The organism is Paraburkholderia caffeinilytica (assembly GCF_003368325.1).
Taxonomy (GTDB): domain Bacteria; phylum Pseudomonadota; class Gammaproteobacteria; order Burkholderiales; family Burkholderiaceae; genus Paraburkholderia; species Paraburkholderia caffeinilytica.
The window spans coordinates 4,022,691-4,047,072 of sequence record NZ_CP031467.1 but is presented as its reverse complement, the minus strand read 5'-3'; the positions used below and the strand labels follow the sequence as shown (position 1 = coordinate 4,047,072).

At 60.9% G+C, this 24,382-nt stretch carries 18 protein-coding genes and 2 tRNA genes; 5 read left to right on the top strand and 15 right to left on the bottom strand.

Features of this window, described 5'->3' with window-relative positions:
* Nucleotides 1–65 precede the first annotated feature (65 nt).
* Complete coding sequence (locus tag DSC91_RS34355) at nucleotides 66–626, bottom strand: tropomyosin (protein ID WP_229758097.1); 561 nt, start codon at nucleotides 624–626, stop codon at nucleotides 66–68.
* Between the two features lie 420 nt (nucleotides 627–1,046).
* Between DSC91_RS34355 and mnmH the strand changes: the two genes are divergently transcribed.
* On the top strand, nucleotides 1,047–2,105 hold the full coding sequence (mnmH, locus tag DSC91_RS34350; RefSeq protein ID WP_115782919.1) for a tRNA 2-selenouridine(34) synthase MnmH: 1,059 nt from the start codon (nucleotides 1,047–1,049) through the stop codon (nucleotides 2,103–2,105).
* Here the strand turns inward: mnmH and DSC91_RS38700 are convergent.
* From DSC91_RS38700 to tig, 10 genes are all read right to left on the bottom strand, one after another.
* Complete coding sequence (locus tag DSC91_RS38700; RefSeq protein WP_162831500.1) at nucleotides 2,031–2,789, bottom strand: fatty acid desaturase; 759 nt, start codon at nucleotides 2,787–2,789, stop codon at nucleotides 2,031–2,033. The two genes, mnmH and DSC91_RS38700, sit on opposite strands and share 75 nt — an antisense overlap.
* A gap of 256 nt (nucleotides 2,790–3,045) precedes the next feature.
* The gene (locus DSC91_RS34340) at nucleotides 3,046–3,786 is read right to left on the bottom strand and encodes a helix-turn-helix transcriptional regulator (RefSeq protein ID WP_115782917.1); all 741 of its coding nucleotides are present in this window, start codon (nucleotides 3,784–3,786) and stop codon (nucleotides 3,046–3,048) included.
* 38 nt (nucleotides 3,787–3,824) lie between these two features.
* Entirely contained in the window at nucleotides 3,825–4,082 is a 258-nt protein-coding gene (locus tag DSC91_RS37735; protein WP_162831499.1) for a hypothetical protein, read from the bottom strand.
* Nucleotides 4,083–4,849: 767 nt separating this feature from the next.
* Complete coding sequence (locus DSC91_RS34335; protein ID WP_115782916.1) at nucleotides 4,850–6,232, bottom strand: tyrosine-type recombinase/integrase; 1,383 nt, start codon at nucleotides 6,230–6,232, stop codon at nucleotides 4,850–4,852.
* A gap of 206 nt (nucleotides 6,233–6,438) precedes the next feature.
* Nucleotides 6,439–6,514 (bottom strand) — tRNA-Val (locus DSC91_RS34330).
* A gap of 145 nt (nucleotides 6,515–6,659) precedes the next feature.
* Entirely contained in the window at nucleotides 6,660–6,932 is a 273-nt protein-coding gene (locus DSC91_RS34325; protein ID WP_007585907.1) for an HU family DNA-binding protein, read from the bottom strand.
* Nucleotides 6,933–7,275: 343 nt separating this feature from the next.
* Nucleotides 7,276–9,702: an endopeptidase La gene (gene lon / locus DSC91_RS34320; RefSeq protein WP_115782915.1), complete on the bottom strand. Its 2,427-nt coding sequence runs from the start codon at nucleotides 9,700–9,702 to the stop codon at nucleotides 7,276–7,278.
* A gap of 202 nt (nucleotides 9,703–9,904) precedes the next feature.
* Nucleotides 9,905–11,176: an ATP-dependent Clp protease ATP-binding subunit ClpX gene (gene clpX / locus DSC91_RS34315; protein WP_006048928.1), complete on the bottom strand. Its 1,272-nt coding sequence runs from the start codon at nucleotides 11,174–11,176 to the stop codon at nucleotides 9,905–9,907.
* Between the two features lie 197 nt (nucleotides 11,177–11,373).
* Nucleotides 11,374–12,027, bottom strand: coding sequence for an ATP-dependent Clp endopeptidase proteolytic subunit ClpP (clpP, locus tag DSC91_RS34310; RefSeq protein ID WP_007182010.1), 654 nt, complete (start codon nucleotides 12,025–12,027; stop codon nucleotides 11,374–11,376).
* Nucleotides 12,028–12,244: 217 nt separating this feature from the next.
* Nucleotides 12,245–13,591, bottom strand: coding sequence for a trigger factor (tig, locus tag DSC91_RS34305; protein WP_115782914.1), 1,347 nt, complete (start codon nucleotides 13,589–13,591; stop codon nucleotides 12,245–12,247).
* Nucleotides 13,592–14,162: 571 nt separating this feature from the next.
* On the opposite strand from tig, the gene DSC91_RS34300 reads away from it, so the two are divergent.
* The gene (locus tag DSC91_RS34300) at nucleotides 14,163–15,308 is read left to right on the top strand and encodes a glycerate kinase (protein ID WP_115782913.1); all 1,146 of its coding nucleotides are present in this window, start codon (nucleotides 14,163–14,165) and stop codon (nucleotides 15,306–15,308) included.
* A gap of 63 nt (nucleotides 15,309–15,371) precedes the next feature.
* Nucleotides 15,372–15,824: a MarR family winged helix-turn-helix transcriptional regulator gene (locus DSC91_RS34295; RefSeq protein ID WP_115782912.1), complete on the top strand. Its 453-nt coding sequence runs from the start codon at nucleotides 15,372–15,374 to the stop codon at nucleotides 15,822–15,824.
* 197 nt (nucleotides 15,825–16,021) lie between these two features.
* On the opposite strand, the gene DSC91_RS34290 is transcribed toward DSC91_RS34295, so the two are convergent.
* A complete protein-coding gene (locus tag DSC91_RS34290; RefSeq protein ID WP_115782911.1) occupies nucleotides 16,022–17,572 on the bottom strand; it encodes a DUF3999 domain-containing protein in 1,551 nt (516 codons plus the stop codon).
* Complete coding sequence (locus tag DSC91_RS34285) at nucleotides 17,569–21,012, bottom strand: DUF2339 domain-containing protein (protein WP_115782910.1); 3,444 nt, start codon at nucleotides 21,010–21,012, stop codon at nucleotides 17,569–17,571. Before DSC91_RS34285 ends, DSC91_RS34290 begins: the two co-directional genes overlap by 4 nt.
* A gap of 395 nt (nucleotides 21,013–21,407) precedes the next feature.
* Here DSC91_RS34285 and DSC91_RS34280 point away from each other — a divergent pair, with 395 nt between their 5' ends.
* A complete protein-coding gene (locus tag DSC91_RS34280) occupies nucleotides 21,408–21,701 on the top strand; it encodes a hypothetical protein (protein WP_115782909.1) in 294 nt (97 codons plus the stop codon).
* A gap of 109 nt (nucleotides 21,702–21,810) precedes the next feature.
* Here DSC91_RS34280 and DSC91_RS34275 read toward each other — a convergent pair.
* Nucleotides 21,811–21,897: transfer RNA gene (locus DSC91_RS34275), tRNA-Leu, on the bottom strand.
* Nucleotides 21,898–22,117: 220 nt separating this feature from the next.
* Here DSC91_RS34275 and DSC91_RS34270 point away from each other — a divergent pair.
* Complete coding sequence (locus tag DSC91_RS34270; RefSeq protein WP_115783612.1) at nucleotides 22,118–22,942, top strand: squalene/phytoene synthase family protein; 825 nt, start codon at nucleotides 22,118–22,120, stop codon at nucleotides 22,940–22,942.
* Between the two features lie 53 nt (nucleotides 22,943–22,995).
* Here the strand turns inward: DSC91_RS34270 and DSC91_RS34265 are convergent, their stop codons facing one another.
* The gene (locus DSC91_RS34265; protein ID WP_115782908.1) at nucleotides 22,996–24,237 is read right to left on the bottom strand and encodes a DUF1501 domain-containing protein; all 1,242 of its coding nucleotides are present in this window, start codon (nucleotides 24,235–24,237) and stop codon (nucleotides 22,996–22,998) included.
* Nucleotides 24,238–24,382: the final 145 nt, after the last annotated feature.

Here is a 24,382-nt window from a genome sequence, read left to right as displayed (position 1 = left end):
ACAAGGTTCATTCAAGTAGTGGGATCAAGCGACGGGCAAACCCGTCTTACCGTCAAGGTGCCCCGTCAGGTCCGCGGCCGCACGTGATGCCGACTGTCGGCTTCCTTGAGCCAGTCTGGCCGAATCGCTGACGCATACGTTTGTCCGCTGCGCGACGCTTCGCCATCGGGTTGAGCTCTGAGGTTTAACCGTTCGTCAATCGCATGTGCGACCACAGACGATTTCGGCGGATTGTTCTCGTCATAACCAGACCAGAAAGTGTGCATCACATCGAACATCCCTGAAAGAATTTCGGTAATAAAGGGCAGATGAACCGTAATCCCGTCGGAATACTCCGACGGCCCGTCGCATACGCACTGGCAGGTTTTCCACGCCGGAACCATCGCACGCAAAGACTCAAGTTCTTCCTCCTGCCGTTCCTCGATTGCATGATGCAAAGCCACCGTGCGCAGGAGCGCCTTCCCCATTTCGGCTAACTGTCGGTCCTTGTCACTTAACCGCTCTTTTAGCCGACGAACATCCGCTTCGGCCTGATCAAAGCGTCGCTGCAACGCGTTGGTGTCAGACGCTGAGACAGCTCCGTCGCGAGCGACAGGTGGCTGGCATGCATTATGTGCGTGGTCCATGACACGTCCTCATTGCCTGCAGCGTTACGCTGCATCAATCTTTGCCCCCGGCTGCACTCTGTACCATTACGGAATGATCGCGTCGGCTGCCGCCTTCGTTGACGGGTCACCGGCCTATCGCATCGTGCGACAACGCATCCAATGTCTAACTTCTTTCTAATGCTTCGATCCCGTCTGCATAAAACCGGCCTATATTCCAAACAGAATATCCATTGCTCCGACTTCCAACGCCGTACGCTGGACATAGGTGAGCGAAGCCGCAACGGTCATTCCGCCGGTGCAGAAAGTATTGCCAACTCGAAGCGAGAGTTGCGGCTGTTGGCTGCCCAGTAAGCGAAAGTTTAGTCCGGCATTCCTAGGATCGGGGCAACGCCATTTGGCATTGACTTTTCGATCATGCCGTGATAGTCGGAGCTCGACATGTACGATTTGGATACTCTGGGAAAATTTGACCTGGTTATCGACGCTCGAAGCCCGCGCGAATTCGCCGAAGATCATTTGCCAGGAGCCATAAACCTTCCGGTCGTCTTCGACGATGAGTATGCGGAAGTCGGTACTATGCACCGCATCGACCCTATGCGTGCGTATCAGATCGGTGTCGCTTACTCCCTGAAAAACATCGCTCGGCACCTCGAGCTTCCGTTTTTTCGAACCAGTCGGCGGATGTCAATTCTCGTTTATTGTTTTCGTGGCGGGAAGCGAAGCAAGCTTTGGACAGACACGCTCGAAACAATCGGCTACAAGGTCGAGCGGCTTCCGGCGGGCTGGAAAGGATATCGAAACTGGGTGCGTCAAACCCTTGACGAAGTCCCTAAGCACTTGCAATTCAATGTGCTCTCTGGTCCCACCGGTTGTGGAAAAACTCGCCTGCTACTTGCGTTAAGGGAAGCTGGTGCGCAGGTCATCGATCTGGAGGCTCTTGCCTCACACCGAGGGTCAATCATCGGGGCGATTCCGGGCCGGGCGCAGCCAAGTCAAAAATTGTTCGACAGCCTCCTGCTTGCAGAGATAGGTCGTCTAGACCTGGCAAAGCCGGTATGGATTGAAAATGAAAGCAAGAGAATTGGGCACGTTCAACTACCGGCGACGTTGTTTCACAGAATGCATGGTGGACGTCTGTTCGCCGTCGAGACCCCAATGTCCGAAAGAATCGCCATGTGGCGCCACGAGTATCCCCACTTCGAGAGAGACCCCGTGGCTTTGGTCGCCCAACTTAGTTATCTGAAAGCACTCCTAAGCGGTATGACACTGGAGAAATGGGTATCAATGGCTGAACGCCAGGACATCGACGCTCTCTTTGAGAGCATCATGCGGGACTACTATGACCCCGCGTACCTTCGTTCGACAAAGAAAAATTATGTGCATACCGAGTATTCCATCAAAATCCAACTCGAAACGCTTGACTCAACGTACCTTGCAAACATCGCGAGACACCTGATTGCAGAGACCGAAGTTCTGACGTCGAACCCGCCTGAGTAAGACTTTAACTCGCCGGTCCATTATCGAAAACCAAAACGGTGGGAGAAGCGTCAACCAAAGCATCTGAAAGTAGCCTCCGGGTAGCGTGACTCGTTGTGCAGCAAGACCCGGATAGGGTACTTCACCGTCCCGATGATGAGCGTTATGGAATCCGTTGTTCACCAAGAGGCAGTTCGACAACCAGAAGTCAACGTCCCACGAGGTGATAGCAGTACGTGATAAGTCCGGTGCGAATCCGTAGTGCTGCATGTACCCGACGGCCTCAACGACAAACACGCTGACAATGGCGTATCCGATGTAGAAAAAAGCGATCCTCCATTGCAGAAACGCTGCCAGTCCCAGCAACAGTATTGAGAAGAGCGCATTTCGAAAGACACTATGCGGTACCCTGCCGCACGGATAGGAATGCCGCGAAAACGACGCTATCAAAGCTGCTGCGTAGGAGCGTCCAACATGGCGCCAGACGGACGTACCCAATGCCGCCGTCGAGCCGAACTGCGGATCTCCAACGTGCTGATGATGCAATCGGTGCGCGACCCGGTAATGCGGATAGCCGGCGATGACGAATGCCAGGTCGCTAACCTGTTGCCATATTCTAGCTTGTCGGTGCGTTAGCTCATGCAGGTGTGCCATTGCGATCGCGCTTAACATTCCGCACGCGACGGCAAATCCGATCAATTTCATCCAAGACGCGTTTGATGCATGGTACGCGCCGATCGCGACTGCTGAGGCCCAAGTGAGAGCGAACCAACAAGGCACCTGATCTTCGTGTGTCTTCTCGGTGGCTTGCCCCAGTCGCGGGGTACCTCGCCCTATCGCCGCGTCCAGTGCAGGAAGAACGCACAGGACCACAACCACAAATGCCCAAGGGTATCCGATAGAGAATGAGACGCCTGCGATCGTCGGTAAAGTGAGTGAGAGCCAAAACGCTCGGCCCGAATTACGCCAGAAGGTCATTCACTTCCGCGAACTTAACCGCTTCTGAGATGTGCGAAACCCCAAGCTTATCCTTTATTTTTTTATAGTTTCCGTAGACGGTCTGGACCGAGACATCAAGCTCACGAGCAATGTCCTCTGCGGTAAATCCACTTTTAAGGTAACCCACTACGCGAAGATCCATCTCAGTAATACCATGCGCCTCAAGGACCTCGTGTTTCGCCGTTCGGATGGACCAGTCGAGCAATTCCATGGCAAGCGCCCTGAAATACAATCGCTGCGCAGTGAGCCTCTTTTCCCCTACTGCCTGACTATCGTCGGATCCGATGTACAGAACGCCCATACGCTCTGTCGTGCTGGCATGAACAGGCACAACGATCCCGCTTCTGAACCCGTTTTTGCTTGCCGCTGCGAGCATTTCGCGCTGGCCTTGCGTTTCAACGACTACCTCCGATCCAGTGATCGGTGCGGTGTTGCTTCGCGCATACTCCAAAAATGGATCGGTCATATACCATTTATTGGCGTTATACATCTGGCACCATTCGGGGCGGCAACCAATGAGAAAGCGATGTGTGGCACGGCTAGCCGTTGTAACACCGGGATGGAGTGAAACGAACACATACGACTCCCCGCCAAGCGCAATGACGAGCGATCTTACGTAATCTGCTAATTCAGATTCGTCCTTGGCGACCATGATTTTTTCGAAAAACCTGCTTACTTCAGGGGACGTCTGTTGGGTAGTCATTTCTTCACCCTCCTCAACCCCTTCACGCGCTCGCCTAGCTATTCGGCCACGCGATTTTCTACAAGGTGACGCCGAACTTCGTAATACAACGGAGCCAGTTCTGCCGAATAAGGATCCGCACTTGCGAATCGATGTAAGTCCCGCAAGGCAGTAATCGGAAGGACCTGAACGGACGCCGTTTGATCCCTTTCAATAACCCGTCGCTCGAGAGAAAAACCGCGCGCTGTCTTGAATAAACTGAGCACGATGTGTTCCCCGCCGATATTGAGCCCGCGCTCATAAACAAGACTCTTCATCGTCAGCTCTGCTAGGACGATTGCAATGACCGCATGAAGAGCAGGCGATTTCCTCTGGATCGATTGCCGAGACGCTCGTAATAAAGTCTTCGGATCCACAAGCGAGACATTCGACAATCAAACCGTCGAACTCGGTGCCGCAGCACTGGCAAGTGAGGCGGTGAACCTCTCCCGCAGCGAGAATCTCCCAACCGTCCTCCATTGGGACGCCACACTTGGGGCAAAGAAAGCCCAGCTCAGATATTACGTTTGTCATGTTCGAAAGCTTTCCGAAGCGAAAGCCCTTTACGACAAGCCACGATTTAGCTTAGCACTGTCCTATTTCGTCTGCGCAAATAACGCGGGCCACGTCGAATCGAGCGTCCATCACGCTGAACTCCGCCTGCACGGCCTGCAGGGGCAAATCGGTAGACTAGGTACGCAGTGCGTTTAAAACTCTCGACAAAAAAAGCGTATTAGCTGGCGCAGATGAATGCCAAAACTGCATAGGATAGGCTCGTGTCCCCCTGCCTTGCGCATGAACAAGCAGCCACTCGCAGTGCACTTGGGTAGTCGAATAATCAGGGACCCCACATCTGGCCGTGGCCAAATCATGGCTGCGATATGTCGGCGGCTGGGTGGCGATCGCCTGCCCGAGGAGGGCGACGGGACTGCTACAGTCCAGACGAGCCCCCTCTGCGCAAAATATGACGACGAGGCGAAGCAGCCTTGCTGTGTCCGTGCTGGTGCAGTCGAACTAGAAATGATCGCTCGATGCCCGGGTGCGATTACACGCCTGCTCCAGCACTCGGAGTATCAACAGTCGACTCGAGACTTGCAGCTGCGGGTTGCAATTCGCCGCTAGTCATGACGCCGTCCGCCGACAATACCCTTTTCCTCGCCGGCGTGGCCGATGGCGAGCTATCGTTTTTGATAGTCTTGTCGACAGCAAGACGATCAAGATAATCAGCCCAGTCCTGGCTCATCCGTTGCCGCTGCTCAAAGAACTGAGTTCGATCGTACGCATCCCCCAGCTCCTCGTCACTGCCGTGCGCAAGATGGCGCTCGACGATTTCTTTGGCATACCCGAGGCGCTCTCGAATAAGGGTACGACCAGTTGCACGAAAGCCGTGACCAGTCATTTCCTGCCCCGAATAACCCAAGGTTCGCAAGGCAGCATTGACAGTGCCGTCCGACATCGGCAGGCCAGCCTTGCGGCTCGGGAAGACGTAGCCCTCCGGTCCGGTCAGTGGATACAACTCCCGGAGTATTTCAACTGCCTGGCGCGACAACGGTACTAGATGCGGCGGCCCGCTTCTCTTACGCTCCAGCTTTCCCTTCATCATCATTGCCGGACATGTCCAGAGCGCCTTGTCCAGATCGAACTGCTCCCATCGAGCGGCTCTCACCTGGCCAGGCCTCTGAAATACCAACGGGGTGAATTGCAAGGCAGCGCGAACGATAGATGTGCCCTTGTAGGATCGTATCGCACGCACCAGCTGACCCAGCGCGTCAGGGTCGATAATTGCCGCATAGTGCCGCACGGGCGGCGTTCTAACGCCTCCCACCTTAGGATCGATTGCCGGATTCTCCGATGACTTGATCAGCCCATTCTCAACTGCATGCCGAAATACGCAATTGCAGGTTTCGCGCACTCGCCTCGCCGTGTCGACCACGCCACGATCGCGAGCCCGATGGATTATTTCGACATACTCTGGCGTAGCGATCTGGGCTATCGGGCGATTACCGAGCCATGGATAGACGTTCTTAGCAAGCCGCCGCTGGATCTTGTCCAGATAGTCTGCAGACCAGTGCGCTTTCTGCTCCCCGATCCAGACTTTTGCCACCGCTTCAAAAGTCGCGTCGGCGTTAAACCTAGCTTGAGCCTTCGCCTCGCGCCTGCGTTGCATCGGATCAATGCCCTGCCGAAGCAGTTCACGGCCCGCAGCATGAGCAGCGCGAGCCTCTTTTTCCGACACCTCTGGCCACCCACCCAGCGCCATCGTTTTGGTCTTGCCGGCGAAATCGTAATTCCATCGCCAAAGCTTCGCCCCGTCCGGTTTGATCAGAATGTAAAGTCGCCCGCCATCCGACAAAGCGTAAGGCCTGGCAGCTGCCTTTGCGTTGGCGATCTCGAGCCGTGTAAGTTGGTGAAGCGGGGAGCGAGCCATCGTTGTATACCTGAGCAGTCGCGGACACAGGAGTCAAAATACAACGAAAAATACAACGATAAAAGGCCAGCTTTCGCTGGCCTTCGTCGGACGTCTTTTGATTGGCGACAAGCAATAAAAAACCCGCAGAGCCATTAGCCATGCGGGTTTCAGCGGATTGCACCGGACATCTATGGACGCCTCTGGACATCCTCGTGAAACGGAAATGGTGGGTGCTGAGAGGCTCGAACTCCCGACCTACGCCTTGTAAGGGCGCCGCTCTACCAACTGAGCTAAGCACCCGTTTCACGATTCAGCGTGCTTCCGCTTTTGCCGCCTGACTGAGCAACTTGCGTATCAACTAGTGTGACACCAAGTCACGCAGAATTCGTCGCACTTCTTCGCATTTCTCTCTGACGAATCTGCAATTCCTCAAGCAGCAAGCCCATTAGTTTAGCGCATCCTTCAGAGCTTTGCCAGGCCTAAATTTAGGAACCTTCGCTGCCTTGATCTTGATAGCGGCGCCGGTGCGCGGATTGCGTCCCGTACGCGCGGTGCGCTTGCCCACGGCAAAGGTGCCAAACCCCACCAAAGTCACCGAACCGCCCTTCTTCAACGTACCTTTGACCCCGCCGATCACTGCGTCAAGTGCACGGCCGGCCGCGGCCTTCGAAATATCGGCTTGCTGTGCAATGTGATCGATCAATTCCGTTTTATTCATTCCAACCCCCGAGAATGTTTATGGCAATCGTGACGGCGCTCTGTAGCGCCTGGCATCACGCGGCTGGCGGGTAACGCCGAGCCGACTCATTAGAATTGGCCGAAACCCTTGTGTCAAGCGGGGTTGAGCCTGATTTAAGCGCTTCTGGAGGGCGGCCTCCTATCACCAAATCCTGCCGTAGATCGATGCGCGCGCAACCAGTCCACGACTGGGAGCGCTCTTTGCTCAAAAAATGGGATTGCATGCCCGCCTGGCGTGACTTCCGGTATCTCGCCGGCAATAAAAAACCCGCGACCAGGGTCGCGGGTTTTTGTACGGCAAACAGCTTTCGCCGCCGGCTAACTTAGTGCTTCACGACTTCCGTGGCACCGGCGTCCTTGCCCGGCTCGGCCGCTGCGACAGGCGCAGCAGGCTTGGACTCTTCTTCCGGCAACGCCTGCGGCACACGTTCGAGCGCAAGTTCGAGCACCCTGTCGATCCAGCGGACCGGCATGATTTCGATCGCGTTCTTCACGTTGTCCGGAATCTCCGTCAAGTCCTTGACGTTTTCTTCCGGAATCAGCACCAGCTTGATGCCGCCGCGATGCGCCGCCAGCAGTTTTTCCTTCAAGCCGCCGATCGGCAGGACTTCGCCACGCAGCGTGATTTCGCCCGTCATCGCGACATCGGCACGAACCGGAATACCGGTCAACACCGACACCAGCGCGGTAGTCATCGCGATGCCGGCCGACGGACCGTCCTTCGGCGTCGCGCCTTCCGGCACGTGGATGTGAATATCCTGCTTCTCGAACGCTTCGTCCTTGACCCCCAGACGGCGCGAACGCGAGCGGACCACTGAGCGCGCAGCTTCGACGGATTCCTTCATTACGTCGCCAAGCGAACCCGTGCGGATCACATTGCCCTTGCCCGGCATCACCGCGGCTTCGATGGTCAGCAGATCGCCGCCCACTTCCGTCCACGCAAGACCCGTGACCTGACCGACCTGATTTTCCTTGGCGGCCAGACCGAAGTCATACTTGCGCACGCCGAGGAAGGTGTCGATATTGCTGCCGTCGACCTTCACCGCGCCTTCCGCCTTCTTCAGCAGAAGCATCTTCACGACCTTGCGGCAGATCTTCGAAATTTCACGCTCGAGCGAACGGACGCCCGCTTCACGCGTGTAGTAACGAATGATGTCGCGGATCGCGCTTTCCGTCACATCGACCTCGCCATCCTTGAGGCCGTTGTTCTTCTTCTGCTTGGGCAAAAGATAACGTTGCGCGATGCTGACCTTCTCGTCTTCCGTGTAACCCGACAGACGGATCACTTCCATGCGGTCGAGCAACGGCGGCGGAATGTTCAGCGAGTTCGACGTTGCCACGAACATCACGTCCGACAGATCGAAGTCGACTTCGACGTAGTGATCGGCGAACGTATGGTTCTGCTCCGGATCGAGCACTTCGAGCAATGCCGACGACGGATCGCCGCGGAAATCCTGGCCCATCTTGTCGACTTCGTCGAGCAGGAAGAGCGGATTGCGCACGCCGACCTTGGTCAGGCTTTGCAGAATCTTGCCGGGCATCGAACCGATATACGTACGACGGTGACCGCGAATCTCGGCTTCGTCGCGCACGCCGCCGAGCGCCATGCGCACGAACTTGCGGTTCGTAGCGCGAGCGATCGACTGACCCAGCGACGTCTTACCGACACCCGGAGGCCCAACGAGGCACAGAATCGGCGCTTTGACCTTGTCGACACGTTGCTGGACCGCGAGATACTCGAGAATGCGTTCCTTCACTTTCTCGAGACCGAAGTGGTCTTCGTCGAGCACGCGTTCCGCATTCGAGAGGTCGTTGTTGACCTTGCTCTTCTTGCGCCACGGCAAGCCGATCAGCGTATCGATGTAGTTGCGCACGACGGTCGCTTCAGCGGACATCGGCGACATCAGCTTGAGCTTCTTCAGCTCGGCGTCGGCCTTCTTCTTGGCTTCCTTCGGCATACGGGCAGCCGTGATGCGCTTCTCGAGTTCCTCGAGATCCGCACCTTCTTCGCCTTCGCCCAGTTCCTTCTGGATCGCCTTGACCTGCTCGTTCAGGTAGTACTCGCGCTGACTCTTCTCCATCTGGCGTTTCACACGCCCGCGGATGCGCTTTTCGACCTGCAGGATGTCGATCTCGGCTTCGAGTTGCGCGAGCAGATGCTCGAGGCGCTCGATGACCGGGAACATCTCGAGGATGTGCTGCTTCTGGTCGAGCTTGAGCGGCAGATGCGCCGCGATCGTATCGGCCAGACGACCCGCCTCGTCGATGCCCGACAGCGACGTCAGGATCTCCGGCGGGATCTTCTTGTTCAGCTTCACATACTGGTCGAACTGCGACACGATCGCGCGGCGCAGCGCTTCAGTTTCAGCGCTGTCGGCGTGGTCGGGTTCGAGCGGCATGACTTCGCACGAAAACTGCGTTTCCTGTTCTTCGATGGAAAGCGTTTTTGCGCGCTGCAAGCCTTCGACGAGTACCTTAACCGTGCCGTCTGGCAGCTTCAGCATTTGCAGGATGTTGGCAACACACCCTACTTCGTACATGTCCTTTTCGGTCGGCTCATCTTTCGCAGCCGTTTTCTGGGCGACGAGCATGATGTGCTTGCCGCCTTCCATCGCTGCTTCGAGAGCCTTGATCGACTTCGGGCGGCCTACGAAGAGCGGAATCACCATGTGCGGGAAGACGACTACGTCACGCAGCGGGAGCAGCGGGAGCGTAATGCGTTCCGGCGGAAGGAGTTGGGTTCCTGACATTTCATTTCCCCATGAGTGGAATCAGTTCGTTCGATAGGTGAGGCCGGCAGAAAAGATTGCAAGCCTCCGCGTGTGGGAAAAGTTCAGTGACTCCGAAGGTTCAGTGACTCCATAGTGAAAACAACCATCCTGACCACACGATAAACGAAAAAAGCCGTTCACGTTGCCATGAACGGCTTTTTTTGCATAACCCGAAAGCCGATCAGTTCGAACCCGCCACTTTGGGCGCATCTTCGTAGATCAGTAGGGGTTTACCGTCACCGTCAATCACGTTGTCGTCGATGATGACCTTGCTAACGCCTTTCATCTGCGGCAAGTCGTACATCACGTCAAGCAACGCCTGTTCCAGGATGGAGCGCAGGCCGCGAGCGCCCGTCTTGCGACGAATCGCCTTACGTGCAACGGCCTGCAACGCAGCCGGGCGAATCTCGAGCTCGACGCGTTCCATGTTGAACAGCTTGTGGTATTGCTTCACCAAGGCATTCTTCGGTTCGACGAGGATCTTCATCAACGCCGCTTCGTCGAGCTTGCCGAGCGTAGCCACCACCGGCAGACGACCGATCAGTTCGGGAATCAAACCGAACTTGATCAGATCTTCCGGCTCCACTTCGCGCAGCACTTCGCCGGCGTCGCGGTCCTGCTTGCTCTTCACGCTCGCGCCAAAGCCGATACCGGTCTTCTCGGTACGGTCAACGATGACTTTCTCGAGGCCGTCGAATGCGCCACCGCAAATGAACAGAATATTGGTGGTGTCGACCTGAATGAAGTCCTGATTCGGATGCTTACGGCCACCCTGCGGCGGCACCGACGCCATCGTGCCTTCGACCAGTTTCAGCAAGGCCTGTTGCACACCTTCGCCCGACACGTCGCGGGTGATCGACGGATTGTCGGACTTGCGGCTGATCTTGTCGATTTCGTCGATGTAGACAATGCCGCGCTGGGCCTTGTCGACTTCGTAATTGCAGTTCTGCAGCAGCTTCTGAATGATGTTCTCGACGTCTTCGCCGACGTAGCCGGCTTCCGTCAGCGTCGTTGCATCGGCAATGACGAACGGGACGTTCAGAAGGCGTGCGAGCGTCTGCGCGAGCAAGGTCTTGCCGGAGCCGGTCGGCCCGATCAGCAGGATGTTGCTCTTGGACAGCTCGATTTCATCCTTCTTGTCGAGGTGCTTGAGGCGCTTGTAGTGGTTGTACACCGCGACCGCGAGAATCTTCTTCGCGCGTTCCTGACCGATCACGTACTGGTCGAGGATTTCACGGATTTCCTGCGGACTCGGCAGATCGGACTTGGACAAGCCCGCCTCGATGCCCGCCCCTGCAGCCTCATCGCGGATGATTTCGTTGCACAGGTCGATACATTCATCGCAGATGAACACCGACGGGCCGGCAATCAGTTTTTTGACTTCATGCTGGCTCTTGCCGCAGAACGAGCAATACAACAGCTTTTCGCTGTTAGAACCTTTCTTGTCCGCCATAGATGTGTGAGCCTCCGGACACTCGATTACATGATACGCCGTTTGCCCCGGCCTCGCAGTTTGGGCGCGGCTGGGCTTGAGCCAAGGTGACGGCGTTTGCCGCAGGCGCTCGGACGAGTCTTGATTATTTCACAACCGATCCGACGACGGCCTCACCCCATTTTGGGGCAAGACCGCATCGGCGATTCATGGACACTTCAAGGACGCTTGTGCGCCACCTGGTCAACCAGACCGTAAGCTTGCGCGTCGTCGCCGGACATGAAGTTGTCGCGGTCGGTGTCGCGTGCGATACGCTCGACTGGCTGGCCGGTATGGTGCGCGAGCAGATGATTCAGCCGCTCCTTCAGGTACAGGATCTCACGCGCCTGGATTTCGATGTCCGACGCCTGGCCACGCGCGCCGCCCAGCGGCTGGTGGATCATCACACGCGAATTCGGCAGCGCAAAGCGCTTGCCCTTGGCGCCCGCCGCCAGCAGGAACGCGCCCATGCTCGCCGCAAGCCCCATGCACAACGTCGACACGTCCGGCTTGATGAACTGCATCGTATCGTAGATCGCCATCCCGGCCGACACCGACCCGCCCGGACTGTTGATGTAGAAGCTGATGTCCTTGTCCGGATTTTCACTTTCAAGGAACAACATCTGCGCGACGACGAGGTTAGCCGTCTGGTCGTTCACCTCGCCGACCAGGAACACGATGCGTTCCTTCAACAGACGCGAATAGATGTCATACGAGCGCTCGCCCCGGCCGCTCGTTTCCACGACGATCGGCACCAGTCCGAGCGCCTGCGCTTCGAGATCCCGGGACGACTGGGAGGTCAACGTGTCCAGCATTTGGGCGCGAAAGGTCATGCAATGGATCCTTGTCTGGAAATATTCTAAATATTAGATGCTAGACAGGTGTGGTCGACGAGCCCGTATTCAAGTGCCCGATCACAGTGCGAACGCGGCGTGCGACACGGTGTGAAACGGTGTAAACGCGCCATGCAAAACGCACCGCACTTTCACAGCACAAAAAAACGGCGTGCGAGCCGTCGCTCCGACAGCCGGCACGCCGTTGCAGCGACGCTTACGCTTGCGCCGTTGCGCTTGCCAGTTCTTCGAAGCTTACTTCCTTGTCCGTCACCTTGGCCTTGCTGAGGACGAAATCGACGACGTTGGCTTCAACGACATACGCTTCCATTTCTGCAAGGCGCTGCTGATTGGAATAATACCAGCGGACGACTTCCTTCGGGTCTTCGTAGCTTTTCGCGAATTCGTCGACTTCGGCACGAATCTGCTCCGGCTTGGCTTGCAGTTCGTTGGCCTTGACCAGCTCGGCCAGCACGAGGCCCAGCTTGACGCGGCGCTCAGCCTGTTCCTTGAACATTTCAGCCGGGATCGGTGCGTCGGCGGCGTTCGGCACGCCACGTTGCTCGAGGTCCTGACGCGCCATGCCGACCAGGCGTTCCTGATCCTGTGCGATCAATGCGGCCGGCACGTCGAGTTCCGAAATCTTCAGCAGTGCGTCCATCACCTGATTCTTGACGATGGCTTGCGTGCGGCGCTTCGCTTCGCGTTCGAGATTGTCTTTGATCTCAGCGCGCATCTTGACCAGATCGCCGTCTTCGATACCGAGCGACTTCGCGAATTCAGCGTCGATTTCCGGCAGATGCGGCCATTCGATCTTCTTCATCGTGATCGTGAATTGCGCGGTCTTACCGGCGACATCCTTGCCGTGATAGTCAGCCGGGAAAGCCAGATCGAATTCCTTCGACTCGCCGACCTTCAGGCCCAGCGCTGCCTTTTCGAATTCCGGCAGCATGCGGCCTTCGCCCAGCACGAATGCGAAGTCTTCGGCGCTGCCGCCCTGGAACGCTTCACCGTCGATCTTGCCGACGAAATCGACCGTCACGCGGTCGCCGTCTTTAGCGGCCGTGTCCGCGCCGCCGTCGCCGTGCTCGCCGGATTCGCCGCGAGCGTGGAAATGCACGCGCTGCTTGCGCAGGATGTCCAGCGTGCGGTCGATTTCCGCTTCGCTGATGGTGGTCGTGGTGCGTTCGATTTCAGCCGTGGCGACGTCGCCCAGCTTCACTTCCGGATACACCTCGAACGTCGCGTCGAACGCGTAGTCGCCTTCAGCAGCGTCGGCCTTCGGCGCGAAGCTCGGCTGACCGGCGACGCGCAGGTTTTCGGCGCGGCTGATGTCGAAAAATTCCTTGCCGACCTTGTCGCTCAGCACTTCGGCTTCCACCTGGCCCGAATACTGTTGCGTCACCATCTTGAGCGGTACCTTGCCCGGGCGGAAACCCGGCATGCGCACGTTCTTCGCGAGTTGACGGATACGCGAGTCCACTTCCTTCTGCACGGCGTCCTTCGGCAGGGAAATCGTTACGCGGCGTTCGAGCTTGCCGAGGTTCTCAACAACGTTAGCCATGGCTTCAATCGTCCTAAAATTATTCGAGCGAATCAGTTATCTTCTCCGTGCCGCTTGTCGATGTCGCCGATGTCGCATTTGCGTCGCTCGGCATCGATTGCGCGCCTGCGCCGCGGGCTTGCAGGCCGCCGGCAGCACGGTTGGGTCCAAAGAGCCGAATATTTTAGCAAACTATTTGCGCGCTTAGCCGGGATTCGATGATTGCGCGCGTTTTTATCGGTGTTCGGGCCGCTTTCCACGCTGTTTTTGACCTGTTTGCAGGTAGCCCCGTGGTTGCTCGCTGCTCATTTCGCGCCCATGCCCCGCCGGTTTCAGCCTGCTTGCGGCAATCTAACAGTCCCTTTCAGCGGCGCCGCTTCCGCCACACAGGTCAACATGGCCAATGGCGCCCCGCTCGCTGCGCGCGTTTCTACCGATGATTCCCGTACGCGCCCCCACGGACAATCCCGGCTATGCCGTTCGACATATTCAGTCGGCGCGCCCATGCTGATAAGCTAATGGACGCGCTTGGGGCTGCGCCTCCCTCTGTTCATATCCGCCCTCGCAACGACTCCAACCATTCAGAGACACCATGCCGAATTTGCCGTCCTCGCCTGTCGTCGTCATTGCTCCCGATTCCTTCAAAGGTTCGCTCAGCGCGGAACAGGTCGCGCAGGCGATTGCGTCCGGCATCCAGCGCGCCCGGCCGGATGCCAGCGTGCGCATCTGTCCGATGGCCGACGGCGGCGAAGGCACGCTCGACGCCATGCTCACGAGCGGCGGCGAGCGCCGCAAGCTGAGCGTGCGCGGCGCGGCCGGCCCGGTGCGCGAGGCACTCACCGGCCTGCTTGCCGATGGCAGCGCGATCATCGAGACGGCGGAAGTCGTCGGCATTACCGACCCGGTCGGCATGGGCGTGCCCGTCGAGGCGCGCAGCACGCGCGGCATGGGCGAAGCGATTCGCGTGTTGCTCGACGCAGGCGTGCGGCGCTTTTTCGTCGCGCTCGGCGGCAGTAGCACGAACGACGGCGGCGCCGGCTTGCTGGCCGGCCTCGGGCTGAAACTTTTCGACGCACAGGACAAGGAACTCGACGCCACCCCCGAACAACTCGCGCGCGTGGCGCGCCTCGACGTGTCGCAACTGGACGCGCGCCTCAAGGACACACAGTTCGTCGGCATGTCGGACGTGGATAACCCGCTCACCGGCGACCATGGCGCGACTGCGGTGTTCGGTCCGCAAAAGGGCGTGAAGCCGGAACAGGTCGCCCCGATCGACGCCGCCCTCGCCCGCTTCGCCGATCTGCTCGAGGCGGCGCTGGGCCGCACGGCACGCGACCAGGCCGGCGCGGGTGCGGCCGGCGGTCTCGGCTTTGCCCTGCACATGCTGGGCGCGCGCTTCGAGCCAGGCGCGGAAACCGTCGCGCGCCAGATCGGCCTGGACGCGGCGCTCGAGGGCGCAAACTGGCTGATCACCGGCGAAGGCCGCTCGGATGTGCAAACGCTGCACGGCAAGGCGCCGTTCATTGCCTGCCGTCATGCGCAGGCAGCGGGCGTGCCGGCCACGCTGCTCTCCGGCGCGGTCGACTCCGCGGCGCTGCCGCGCCTCGCCGAATACTTCAGTGGCTGCTTCTCGCCGGCCCCGGGGCCGATCACCCTCGAGGTCGCGATTCGCGATGCGGCGCGTTTGCTGGCGGACGCAGCCGAACAATTGACGCGCCTGAAATACGGCGCGCGTTGACCGGCGGAACGGTTGCGGCAACAATCACAGCGCCGCGACCGCGCCACTCATCACGGGAAGACCATGAAGGCCTCCGCCAGAACCGGACTCGAACAGTTCCTCACGTACCGTCTGCACGTCCTGAACAAACTCGCCGAGCGTGGCATCAGCGAGCGCTATCAGGACAAATTGGGCGTGACATTGCCTGAAGCACGGGTGGTTGCGTCGGTGGGCTCGTTCGGGCCGTTTTCGATCATGGAACTGGCGCGGCACGCCAACCTCGACAAGAGTCAGGCGAGCCGTGCGGCCGAGGCGTTGATCAAGCAGGGACTCGTGAAGCGCGAGCCGAGCGCCGAAGACGGCCGCGTCGTGCTGGTGTCGCTGACCCCTGAAGGCCGCGCGCTGTTTCGCAAGGTGATGCCGATCGCGCGCAAGTGGAACGGGGACATGTTCGACTGCCTCGACGAACAGGAAAAGCTCGCGTTCGGCGCGGCGCTGGACAAGGTGATCAACACGATGTCGGAGCGCGAGGAGTAAACAGCAGTGTGCACGCGCGTGGTGTCTGCGCTGTGACGTCCTGCCGTGCAATCCAGCGGTGCAATCCCGCTGCGCAATCAGCGGCGCAATCACGCTGTGCAATCAGCGGTGCAATCAGCGGTGCGCATTCAGCGCTGCAATCCCGCTGTGCAATCAGCGGCGCAATCCTTCACCCCGCAAATACACACGCGCCGAAGTCAGTTCTTTCCGGTGCTTTGACCGTCAGCATCGGCAGTGCCTGCGTCTTTCACCTTAGCGTTCGCCGCACCTGATTCGCCGGGCACACCACTCGCGGCCCCATCGGCGCCGCCCACCCCGTCAGCTCCACTGCCGCCGCCAGTCATGCCCCCAGCCACGCCGCCGGCCTGGGCCTGGACCTGGGCTCCGCGCGCCAGCCGCCAGGCGATCGCGCCGAGCGAGCCGACGGCCAGCAGCAAAGCGGCCCACAACATATAGCGCCGCATCGCATCCGGGTCTTTCGACCACTGCGCATCGGCCTCCTGGCCAGCGGGCAGTTCCTCGCCCAGCCGCGCCGCCGCCGCAACCGACGAAGCCCCCATCAGCAGATCCGCCCGGCTCACCGCCGACGACACCGCGGCCGCACTCCCCACAGCCAGCGTAAACGGCGCGGCGCCGCGCGCGACAAAAGTAAGCGTCGCAGGACGCCAGCCCGCGGCGACGGTCAATGTGCCGCTTCCCAAACCGCCATTGCGCGTGTCGACCACCACGCGCCACTGACGATCCGTGTCGGGCATCAGTTCGAGCAATGGATTGCTTTGTTCCACCGTGCCGTTGTGCAACCGGAACAGCGTCGCGCTCGATACCTCTCGCCACGCGGTCTCCAGACCCGTGCGCGAATAGACGGCGGCCGGCGCCACGGTATTGGGCTGCGGGAGATTCAGACGCAAACGATCGACCGGGTAAGGACCGCCGGTCTCGAAGAAATACTCGCCGGCTTTCGGCCCCGCGTGGGCCACGATGCCTTCGCGCCATGCCCGTTGCGTATCCGCGCGCTGCTCGGAACCGGCGCCGGCCGCCCGCAGCTGAGCATCGATCGACTCGACGTACGGCGCGCCGTCGAGCCAGTGCAAGCGCAGGTAACGCGCGCGCATCCCATTGAGCTCGATGCGGTCCTGGCTCAGCGTGCTGCCGTTGTAGCTGACCTTGAGCAGTTGCGCCTCGCCGGCGGGCTGCCAGTTGCGCAGATCGTCACTCGCTTCGACGCTGACGCGCCCCTGGTAATTGTCGTCGCGCACATGGATGACCAATGCTTCGACCCGCGCTTCGACCCGGGCTTCGCCCCGCGCCTCTCCCCGCGCCTCGCGCCCGACGTCGATCAGATCCGCGTTGTGTTCGGCGCGGGCCGGCGGGGCCGCGGTCGCGCGCAGCGACCCGTCGGCCGCGATCGTTACGCCGAGTGGTGCGCCGGCACCGCCGGAAGCGGCGGGCGGCAAGGGAAACCAATGCACCGGCCGCAATGTGGCCGGTGCGCGGGCCGATTCACGTGGCGTGTCGAGCGAATAAGGCACAGGTTCGCCGGCGCCGTTGAAGACGCGCACGTCGCCGAGATCGCTGCGCTGGCTCGCGGCGTAGACGGCGGCTGGAAGCGTCACGCTGTAATACGCCGCGCCGCTTTCGAGTTCGAGCGCAAAACGCTGCGCGAAACGGTCGGCGGCGAGAGCCGCCGTCGACACCCACACGGACGAGATCGCAAGACACCACCCCGTCGCTATCAGCACACGCTTCATTGCTTGGTTTCCAGAACTACCGCCTTGGGCGGCAACGGCGAGAAGTAGCCGATCAGCAGCAACATCAGGCCGATACCGATGAACGACACGATCCGCTCGATACCCGTCACATGCGACAAATCGAACAGGAACAGCTTGACGACGGTCACCGTCAGCAGTCCGCCGCCGATGAACCAGAATATCCGGCTGGCCCGGCGGGTCGCCCAGATCATCATGGCCAACGCGCACACCGTCCAGAACACCGATACCGACGCCTGCACGAGCATCGAGTGCGACATCTCGTCGAGCCGGTACGGCACGCCGATCCAGTGATGCAGCGTGCGCAGCAGCATCGCGTTGAGCCAGATGAATCCGGTCACGCCGACCGCCACCTGCAACGGCACACGGTATTCGCCAACCGGCACACCCAGGCGGCTGATGCGGACGAGCCACACCGCCGCCAGCGCAAAAATCACCGCCTGCACGAGGTCGAGCGGATTGAGCAGCGGCAGCCGTGCCCATACACCGCCGTCTTGCGTGAGGTTCGCATAGAACGTCCATGCCCACATCACCAGCACGAGCGGCGTCGACGCAATCGCGCACAAGCGCACGATGCTGTCACGACGCGCGAGCCACAGTCCGGCAAATGCGAACGCGCTCCAGCCGACCAGAAACACCTGCTGGAAATTGAACGACTGCAACACCGCATCGACATCGTACGCCGCGTGGAAATGATGATGCAGCGTGCGCAGCAGCAATGCGTTGAACCATAGGAACAGCGTCGCGAGCACCGCGTAGTCGAACGCCCGTGGATGCCAGTGCACGCCTAGTGCGCGAAGCCGTCGAAGCCACACGGCGCAGGCGATGAAGGCGAGGATCTGCGCCACATCCAACGGATTCGCGATCGGCAGCCAGAAGAGCGGCGCGGCGCTGCCGTCGCTCGTCACGCTTGCGATGCTCCACCCCCACAGCAAGGCGGCGAGCGGCGCCGCGGCCCACACCTGATAGGCCGTTACGAAGCGCGCGACCGGCCAGCGCAAACGGTGCCCGACACCCGCCACCAACAGCAGCAGCGTGCCAAAGCCATAGGCCCATGCACTCCAGCTCCATGCGCCTTCCGGCACGTAGGCGCGCAGGCCCCAATAGCCTTCCAGCGCGGCGAGCGCGCCGGCTGTCCAGAACATCAGCGCATGCAACGGCGCGAGCACACGGTCACCGACATCACGCTGCTGACGCCACAGCAGCAAGTAGACGGACGCCGCGACAACCGCGCAAACCAGCCAGCCGTAACCGCTGACCGGCGCCCTGCCCAGCATGAACAGATTCAACGTCAGCAGAGCGAGAACCGGCACGAGCGCCAGAGCAGGCAGTTCGGCGAGCGGCCAACGCAGCTTGCGCCGCGCGCCGTGCGCGAGCCACGCCGTCAAGGCGGCGAACAGCGCGGCGACGGCAATCTCGAAACGGTCGTGGTCGTAGGCAAGATGCGTCTGCGCGTACGCGTGAATTTCGCCAAGGCCGCCCAGGATCCACCAACACAGCCCCCACACGCCGGCGACGAGTCCGATCTGCGGCATCCATGCGTGCCACGCGCCCGCCTCGCCGCGCCCATGCAACCGCCATCCCGTGAAGATGCCCGCGACCGCGATCAGCACGCTCGCGATGTACGCGCCGTTGAGGATTGGCCACGCGTGCGCGCCATCGATCTGCGCGAACATGCCGACCCCATACGCGCCCGCCGCGGCGAGTTGCATCAGCAAGCCGAAGCCAAACGCCATCAGGCGCCGCTGACGCACAGCGAGCCAGGTGATCGCAGCGCCTTCGATTGCCCAGGTCGCGCTCGTGGTCGGCCCGGTGAAAGCGAGCGGCACGGCGAGCGTGGCAAAGATCACGGCCAGCGCGAGCATGGCTTCGAACATCATGCCGAGGCGCGCGCGCTGCCGCGCCAGCCCGCCAGCGACGGCGAGGTAGAACGCGGCCAGCGCCACCGCGCTCCACGCGAGGCCGAATTCGGTGTCTTTCATCAGCGCCGCTTGCAGGCCGATCGCGACGAGCGGCGTGCCGAACACCAGCGTGCCGTCGACGTAATGCTTGAGCGCGACTTCGCGGCGCACCGCGTAGAGCAACGCAATGCCGACATACATCAGGAAAAACAAGATCAGGAACGGCTCGGTGCTCGCAAGCAACTCAGGCCGGTAAGCCGTCGCCCCCCACGCGGCGCCGATCGAATACGTGAACACGAAGCCGAGCAGATTCAGCGGACGCCACGCCTTGAACCACGCGATCGCGAAAATGCCCGCGTTGAGCAGCGCGTAGTAGCTGAACAGCATCACGTGGTTGCCGCCGCCCGTCGACAGGAGCACCGGCGCGAGGAAGCCGCCCGCGCTGCCCATGAAGGCCAGCGACGACGCGTTCTGCCGCACCGCCAGAAACGCGCTCAGGCCGCAGATCGCGATCATCAACGGCAAGGCCGCGCCCGCCGGCAACAGGTGGTACAGCCGGGTCGCGGCGAACACCGTCAGATAGAGCGCGCCGACGCCGCCGCCCTGCAGGACCAGCCCGTACGCACCGCGGCGCTCGCCGATGCGCCAGCCGAGTCCGAGCAAGGCAGTCGCGGCAAGCGCGACGCCGGCGAGGCGGAATTCGATCGGCAGCAGGCTGTTGTCGGCCGCGTATTTGAGCAGGAACGCAATGCCGAAGAACAGCACGATGATGCCGACCCGCACGACCGTGTTGCCGCCGAATAGCCAGTCGCGGGCGCTTTTGAAGAGGCGCTCGGCGAGACCGGGACCGCGCGGCGGTGCAGGCGGAGACGGTGGCGCGAACGGGGTTTTCGCCGGTAGTGGTTCGGCGGAAAGCGGTGGCGGCAGCAGTGATCCGGCCGACGGTGGCAACGCCATTGGGCCGATCGGCTCGACATTGAGCGTGCTCGATGCACCCGGTTCGCTTGATGCGGGCGTACCGGCCATCGCGGGCGGCGTCACCGCGCTGGCGCTCGCCGTCGAGCGTACGGCTACCGCCTGCGCCGACGTTGTCTCGGACTCACGGCGCGCCGTCTGCCCCGCCGCGGGCGGCACCGCGTATGGACGCGGCACGACATCGGCCGGACCCAGCTTGAAAGTCGCAGGCCCGCCATCCGCGCTTTCAGTCGATGCGCCGGCGACGCCGGTCCGCAATTCGTGAATCTCGCCGCGCAGCGCGACGATCTCGCGCTCGAGTCGCTCGACGCGCGCGGCCAGTTCGCCGGATGGGCTGGCGGATGTGCCGGATGGGCTCAAGCGATCGGTCGCGACCGGTCTGGACGTGGATTCGCTCACGGTACCCGGCGACTTCTTTTGCAGCAGACGCGCGAGCGCGACGCCCCCCACGCCCCCCATCAATGCGCCGAAGCCAATTGAGAAATCGTTCGACACGGCGGCTATTATCCCGATCACTGCGCCGATCACGGCAAATATCACGCTCATCGCATCCCTCTTTTATTGTCTTCTGTTGCGAGATCCATTTGTCGCACGGATTAATCCGCGAATATCGTGTCAGCAATACAGCGAAAATCGGCGCGCAGAATACCACGCAAATCGTACAAATCGCGCTTGTGAACCATCGGGCGGGCGTGGTCGAATCGTCGCGCTTATTTGCTGATGCATGTCGGTTTTTCCCAACCGGTTTTTCCAACCGGGTTTCCCCAACTTTACGCCGCTTATTTTCCCTGGGTTAATCCGCAGGCGGGCGGGTGGGCTAAGCACGTCGAGCAGAACAAGCCCGGCCAGGCAGCCGCGTTCGCGGCAGCCCGCCAACCATGTCAAAATTCGGCACCAGCCGTCAGGCTTTCAGTCACCCCCATTCATCCAGGGAAGTTTCAGTGGACATCAACAAACAGGTAGCGGCCCTCACCGCCTCAGAACTTCAAACCGCCGGCGCGAGCCAGGCGACGGCGATCGCCGTCAGTGTGCTGCTGCGTCATCTGCGCTCGCCTGAGCTGGCCAAACTGTTGTCGTCGGCATTCGAAAACCACCAGGCAGTCATGCTGCAAACACCGTGGCCCGATCAGATGCTGCAGGCGTTCGAATCGACCCGCCGCTTTCTCGAAGGCGCCGTGCAAGCCGAATTGCCGGGCACCCAAGGCGAACCGCAACCGCCAGCGCCTGGCGCCTGAGCGCTGCCGGGCACGCGAGGCCCGGCGCCATGCACGCGAAAAACAAAAAACCCCGCCAGTCCAAAGACTTAACGGGGTTCTCTGCCTAACCGGATCTCTACTACACGGATGGTGCGAGGGAGGGGACTCGAACCCCTACACCCTTGCGGGCGTCAGGACCTAAACCTGGTGCGTCTACCAATTTCGCCACCCTCGCAGCCGGGCAAAGCGCTGCGCGTTCTGCCCGATGTCCTGCATGCTCGCGGCCGCGTCGAAAACCCGCGCCCGAAAGCGTAAGCGCGAGATTCTAACCGATTGGTTCGCGCTTGTCTGCATTTGCGCATGCATCGGACCGAGGGGCGTCGATGCTACAATTTTTGGCTAAACGCACGCACACCGTGCCCCTCTTCGCCGGCTTTTCCCCACATTACTATCCCGTGAATTTCGACGAATACTGCCAGCAGAAAGCGGCGCCGCCCGGATCGAGCATTTACTATGCGCTTCGGCAGGCGCCCGCGGCAAGCCAGCCGCTCCTGACCGCGCTGTTCGCGCTGCGCCGCGAGTTCGAGGAAACGGTCAAGGAAACCAGCGACCCGGCCATCGGCCGCACCAAACTCGCGTGGTGGCAAAACGAACTCGCCGCGCTGGCGTCGGGCTCACCGTCGCATCCGGTTTCCAAGGCGCTGGCGGCTTATCTGCCCGCCGTGCAGGCTGAGTATCCCGAGTTGCAGGCGTTGCTTGCCGGTTTCGAAATGGACCTCGACCAGGCGCGCTACCTCGACTACCCGAATCTGCGGCGCTATGTGCAAGGCGTCGGCGGCACCTTCGCATCGCTGGTCGCACGCGCTTCCGCGAAAAACGGCGCGCAGGCGTCGAGTTGGTCCGCACCGCTCGGCGAGGCGCTGCAGCTTGCGCAGTTCGTCGTCGAAACGGGCAATGATGCGCGCCACGGCCGCATCTATATTCCGATCGACGAAATGCAGCGCTTTAACGTCACCGCTGCGGATCTGATCAATCGGAAATATTCCGACGCGTTTACCGAGCTGATGCGCTTCGAGACCAAGCGGGCCCGCGATGCGTTGCATGCGGCGCTCGCCGCCATGCCCGCGAATGAACGCCGCTCGCAGCGCACGCTGGTGGCCCAGGCGGCACTCGCTCTCGCGTTGCTGGATGAAATCGAACGTGATGACTATCGCGTGCTGCATCAGCGCATCGCGTTGACGCCGATCCGCAAACTCTGGATCGCATGGCGCGCCCGCTAAGCGGGCGGCACAACGGGCGCCACCTCATGCCAGGAAGGAAGCGCCGTCCGTCATCAGGCGCGTAGCAACGGCAGCGGCTCGAACCGCTGCTGCAGGATCGCCGACGCGTCGAGTCCCCACCACGGCCCGAGCACGGTCGCGTAGAGCCGCTGGAATTCGACCCCGACCGGCAAGTTGCCATTGCCGTCGAGCCGCGCGAGCACGGGCGGCACGCCATACAAACCGCCCCGCACTCGCCCGCCCATCACGAAATGCGGCGCCACGGTGCCGTGGTCGGTGCCGTTGCTCTGATTCTCACGCGGACGCCGGCCGAACTCGGCATAGGTCATCACCAGCGTCTCGTCCCAGCGGCCGAGTTCCACCAGCGCCGACTTCATCGATGCAAACCCTTCGGCAAGTTGCTTGAGCAGCGCCGCCTGCTGACCGGGCTGGTTCTGATGCGTATCGAAACCGTTCAGCGTCAAACGGATCACCGCGACGCCCTGCCCGCTCTTCGGCTGTCGTTGCGGCGTGCCCCCCAAGGGGGCTTCGTTCGGGGTGTCTCCCGCGGCGAGCACCTGCATCGCCGTCTTGATCGAGCCGCCAAACGCGCCGCCGGGGAACACCGTCTTCAATTGCGCCTGTCCTTGCGTGGGACGCAGACGATCGGCGGCTTTCACGATGTCGTTCTCGACGTCGAGAATATGCGCCAGTTCGGGATTACGCTCGTGCAGCGACACCGGTGTGACGAGGCGTGCAGCCTTGACGAACTGGGCCGGATTGACCAGCGCGATCGCGCGTGCGCCGTTGGCGAGCGGCCCCATTTCGGCGCTGCCGATCACCACGCCGTCGGCGGCAAAACCGGCGGGCACCGGCGCCTGCGCGAATGTGCGGGTGAGCCAGCCCTCGCGCAGATATTGATCCGAACGCGATGCGGTGTCCCAGATCTCGATCGAGCGGAAATGCGACAGGTTCGGTTGCGCGTAGCTGACACCCTGCACGATCGCCAGTTGCTGGCTTTGCCAAAGCGGCATCAGCGGTTGCAACGAGGGATGCAGCGCGGTGCGCTCGTCGAGCTGAATCGCCTGCTCGCGCTTGATGCCGATGTTTTTACGCAGCTGATAGTAAGTGGGATCGGCAAACGGAATCACGGTATTCAAACCGTCGTTGCCGCCCTTCAGTTCGACGAGGATCAGCAGATTGCCGTAGCCACGATTCGTTGGACCGCCTGCCGCCGCCTGCGCACCGAACGCACGGGGCAACCAGAGCGTCGCGCCGGCGGCGGCGCCCATCGAGAGAAAACTGCGTCGTTTCATCCTGCACCTCGTTCGATTGGCATGGCGCCTGTCTTGCCGCCGTCGACGGATCGTTCATTTGAGCGGCTCGTCGGCGTGACACGGCTCAGCGGCTCCTCAGCGGCTCAATTCCGTCGCCTGTGCCGGTTGCGCTGGTTGCGCTTGT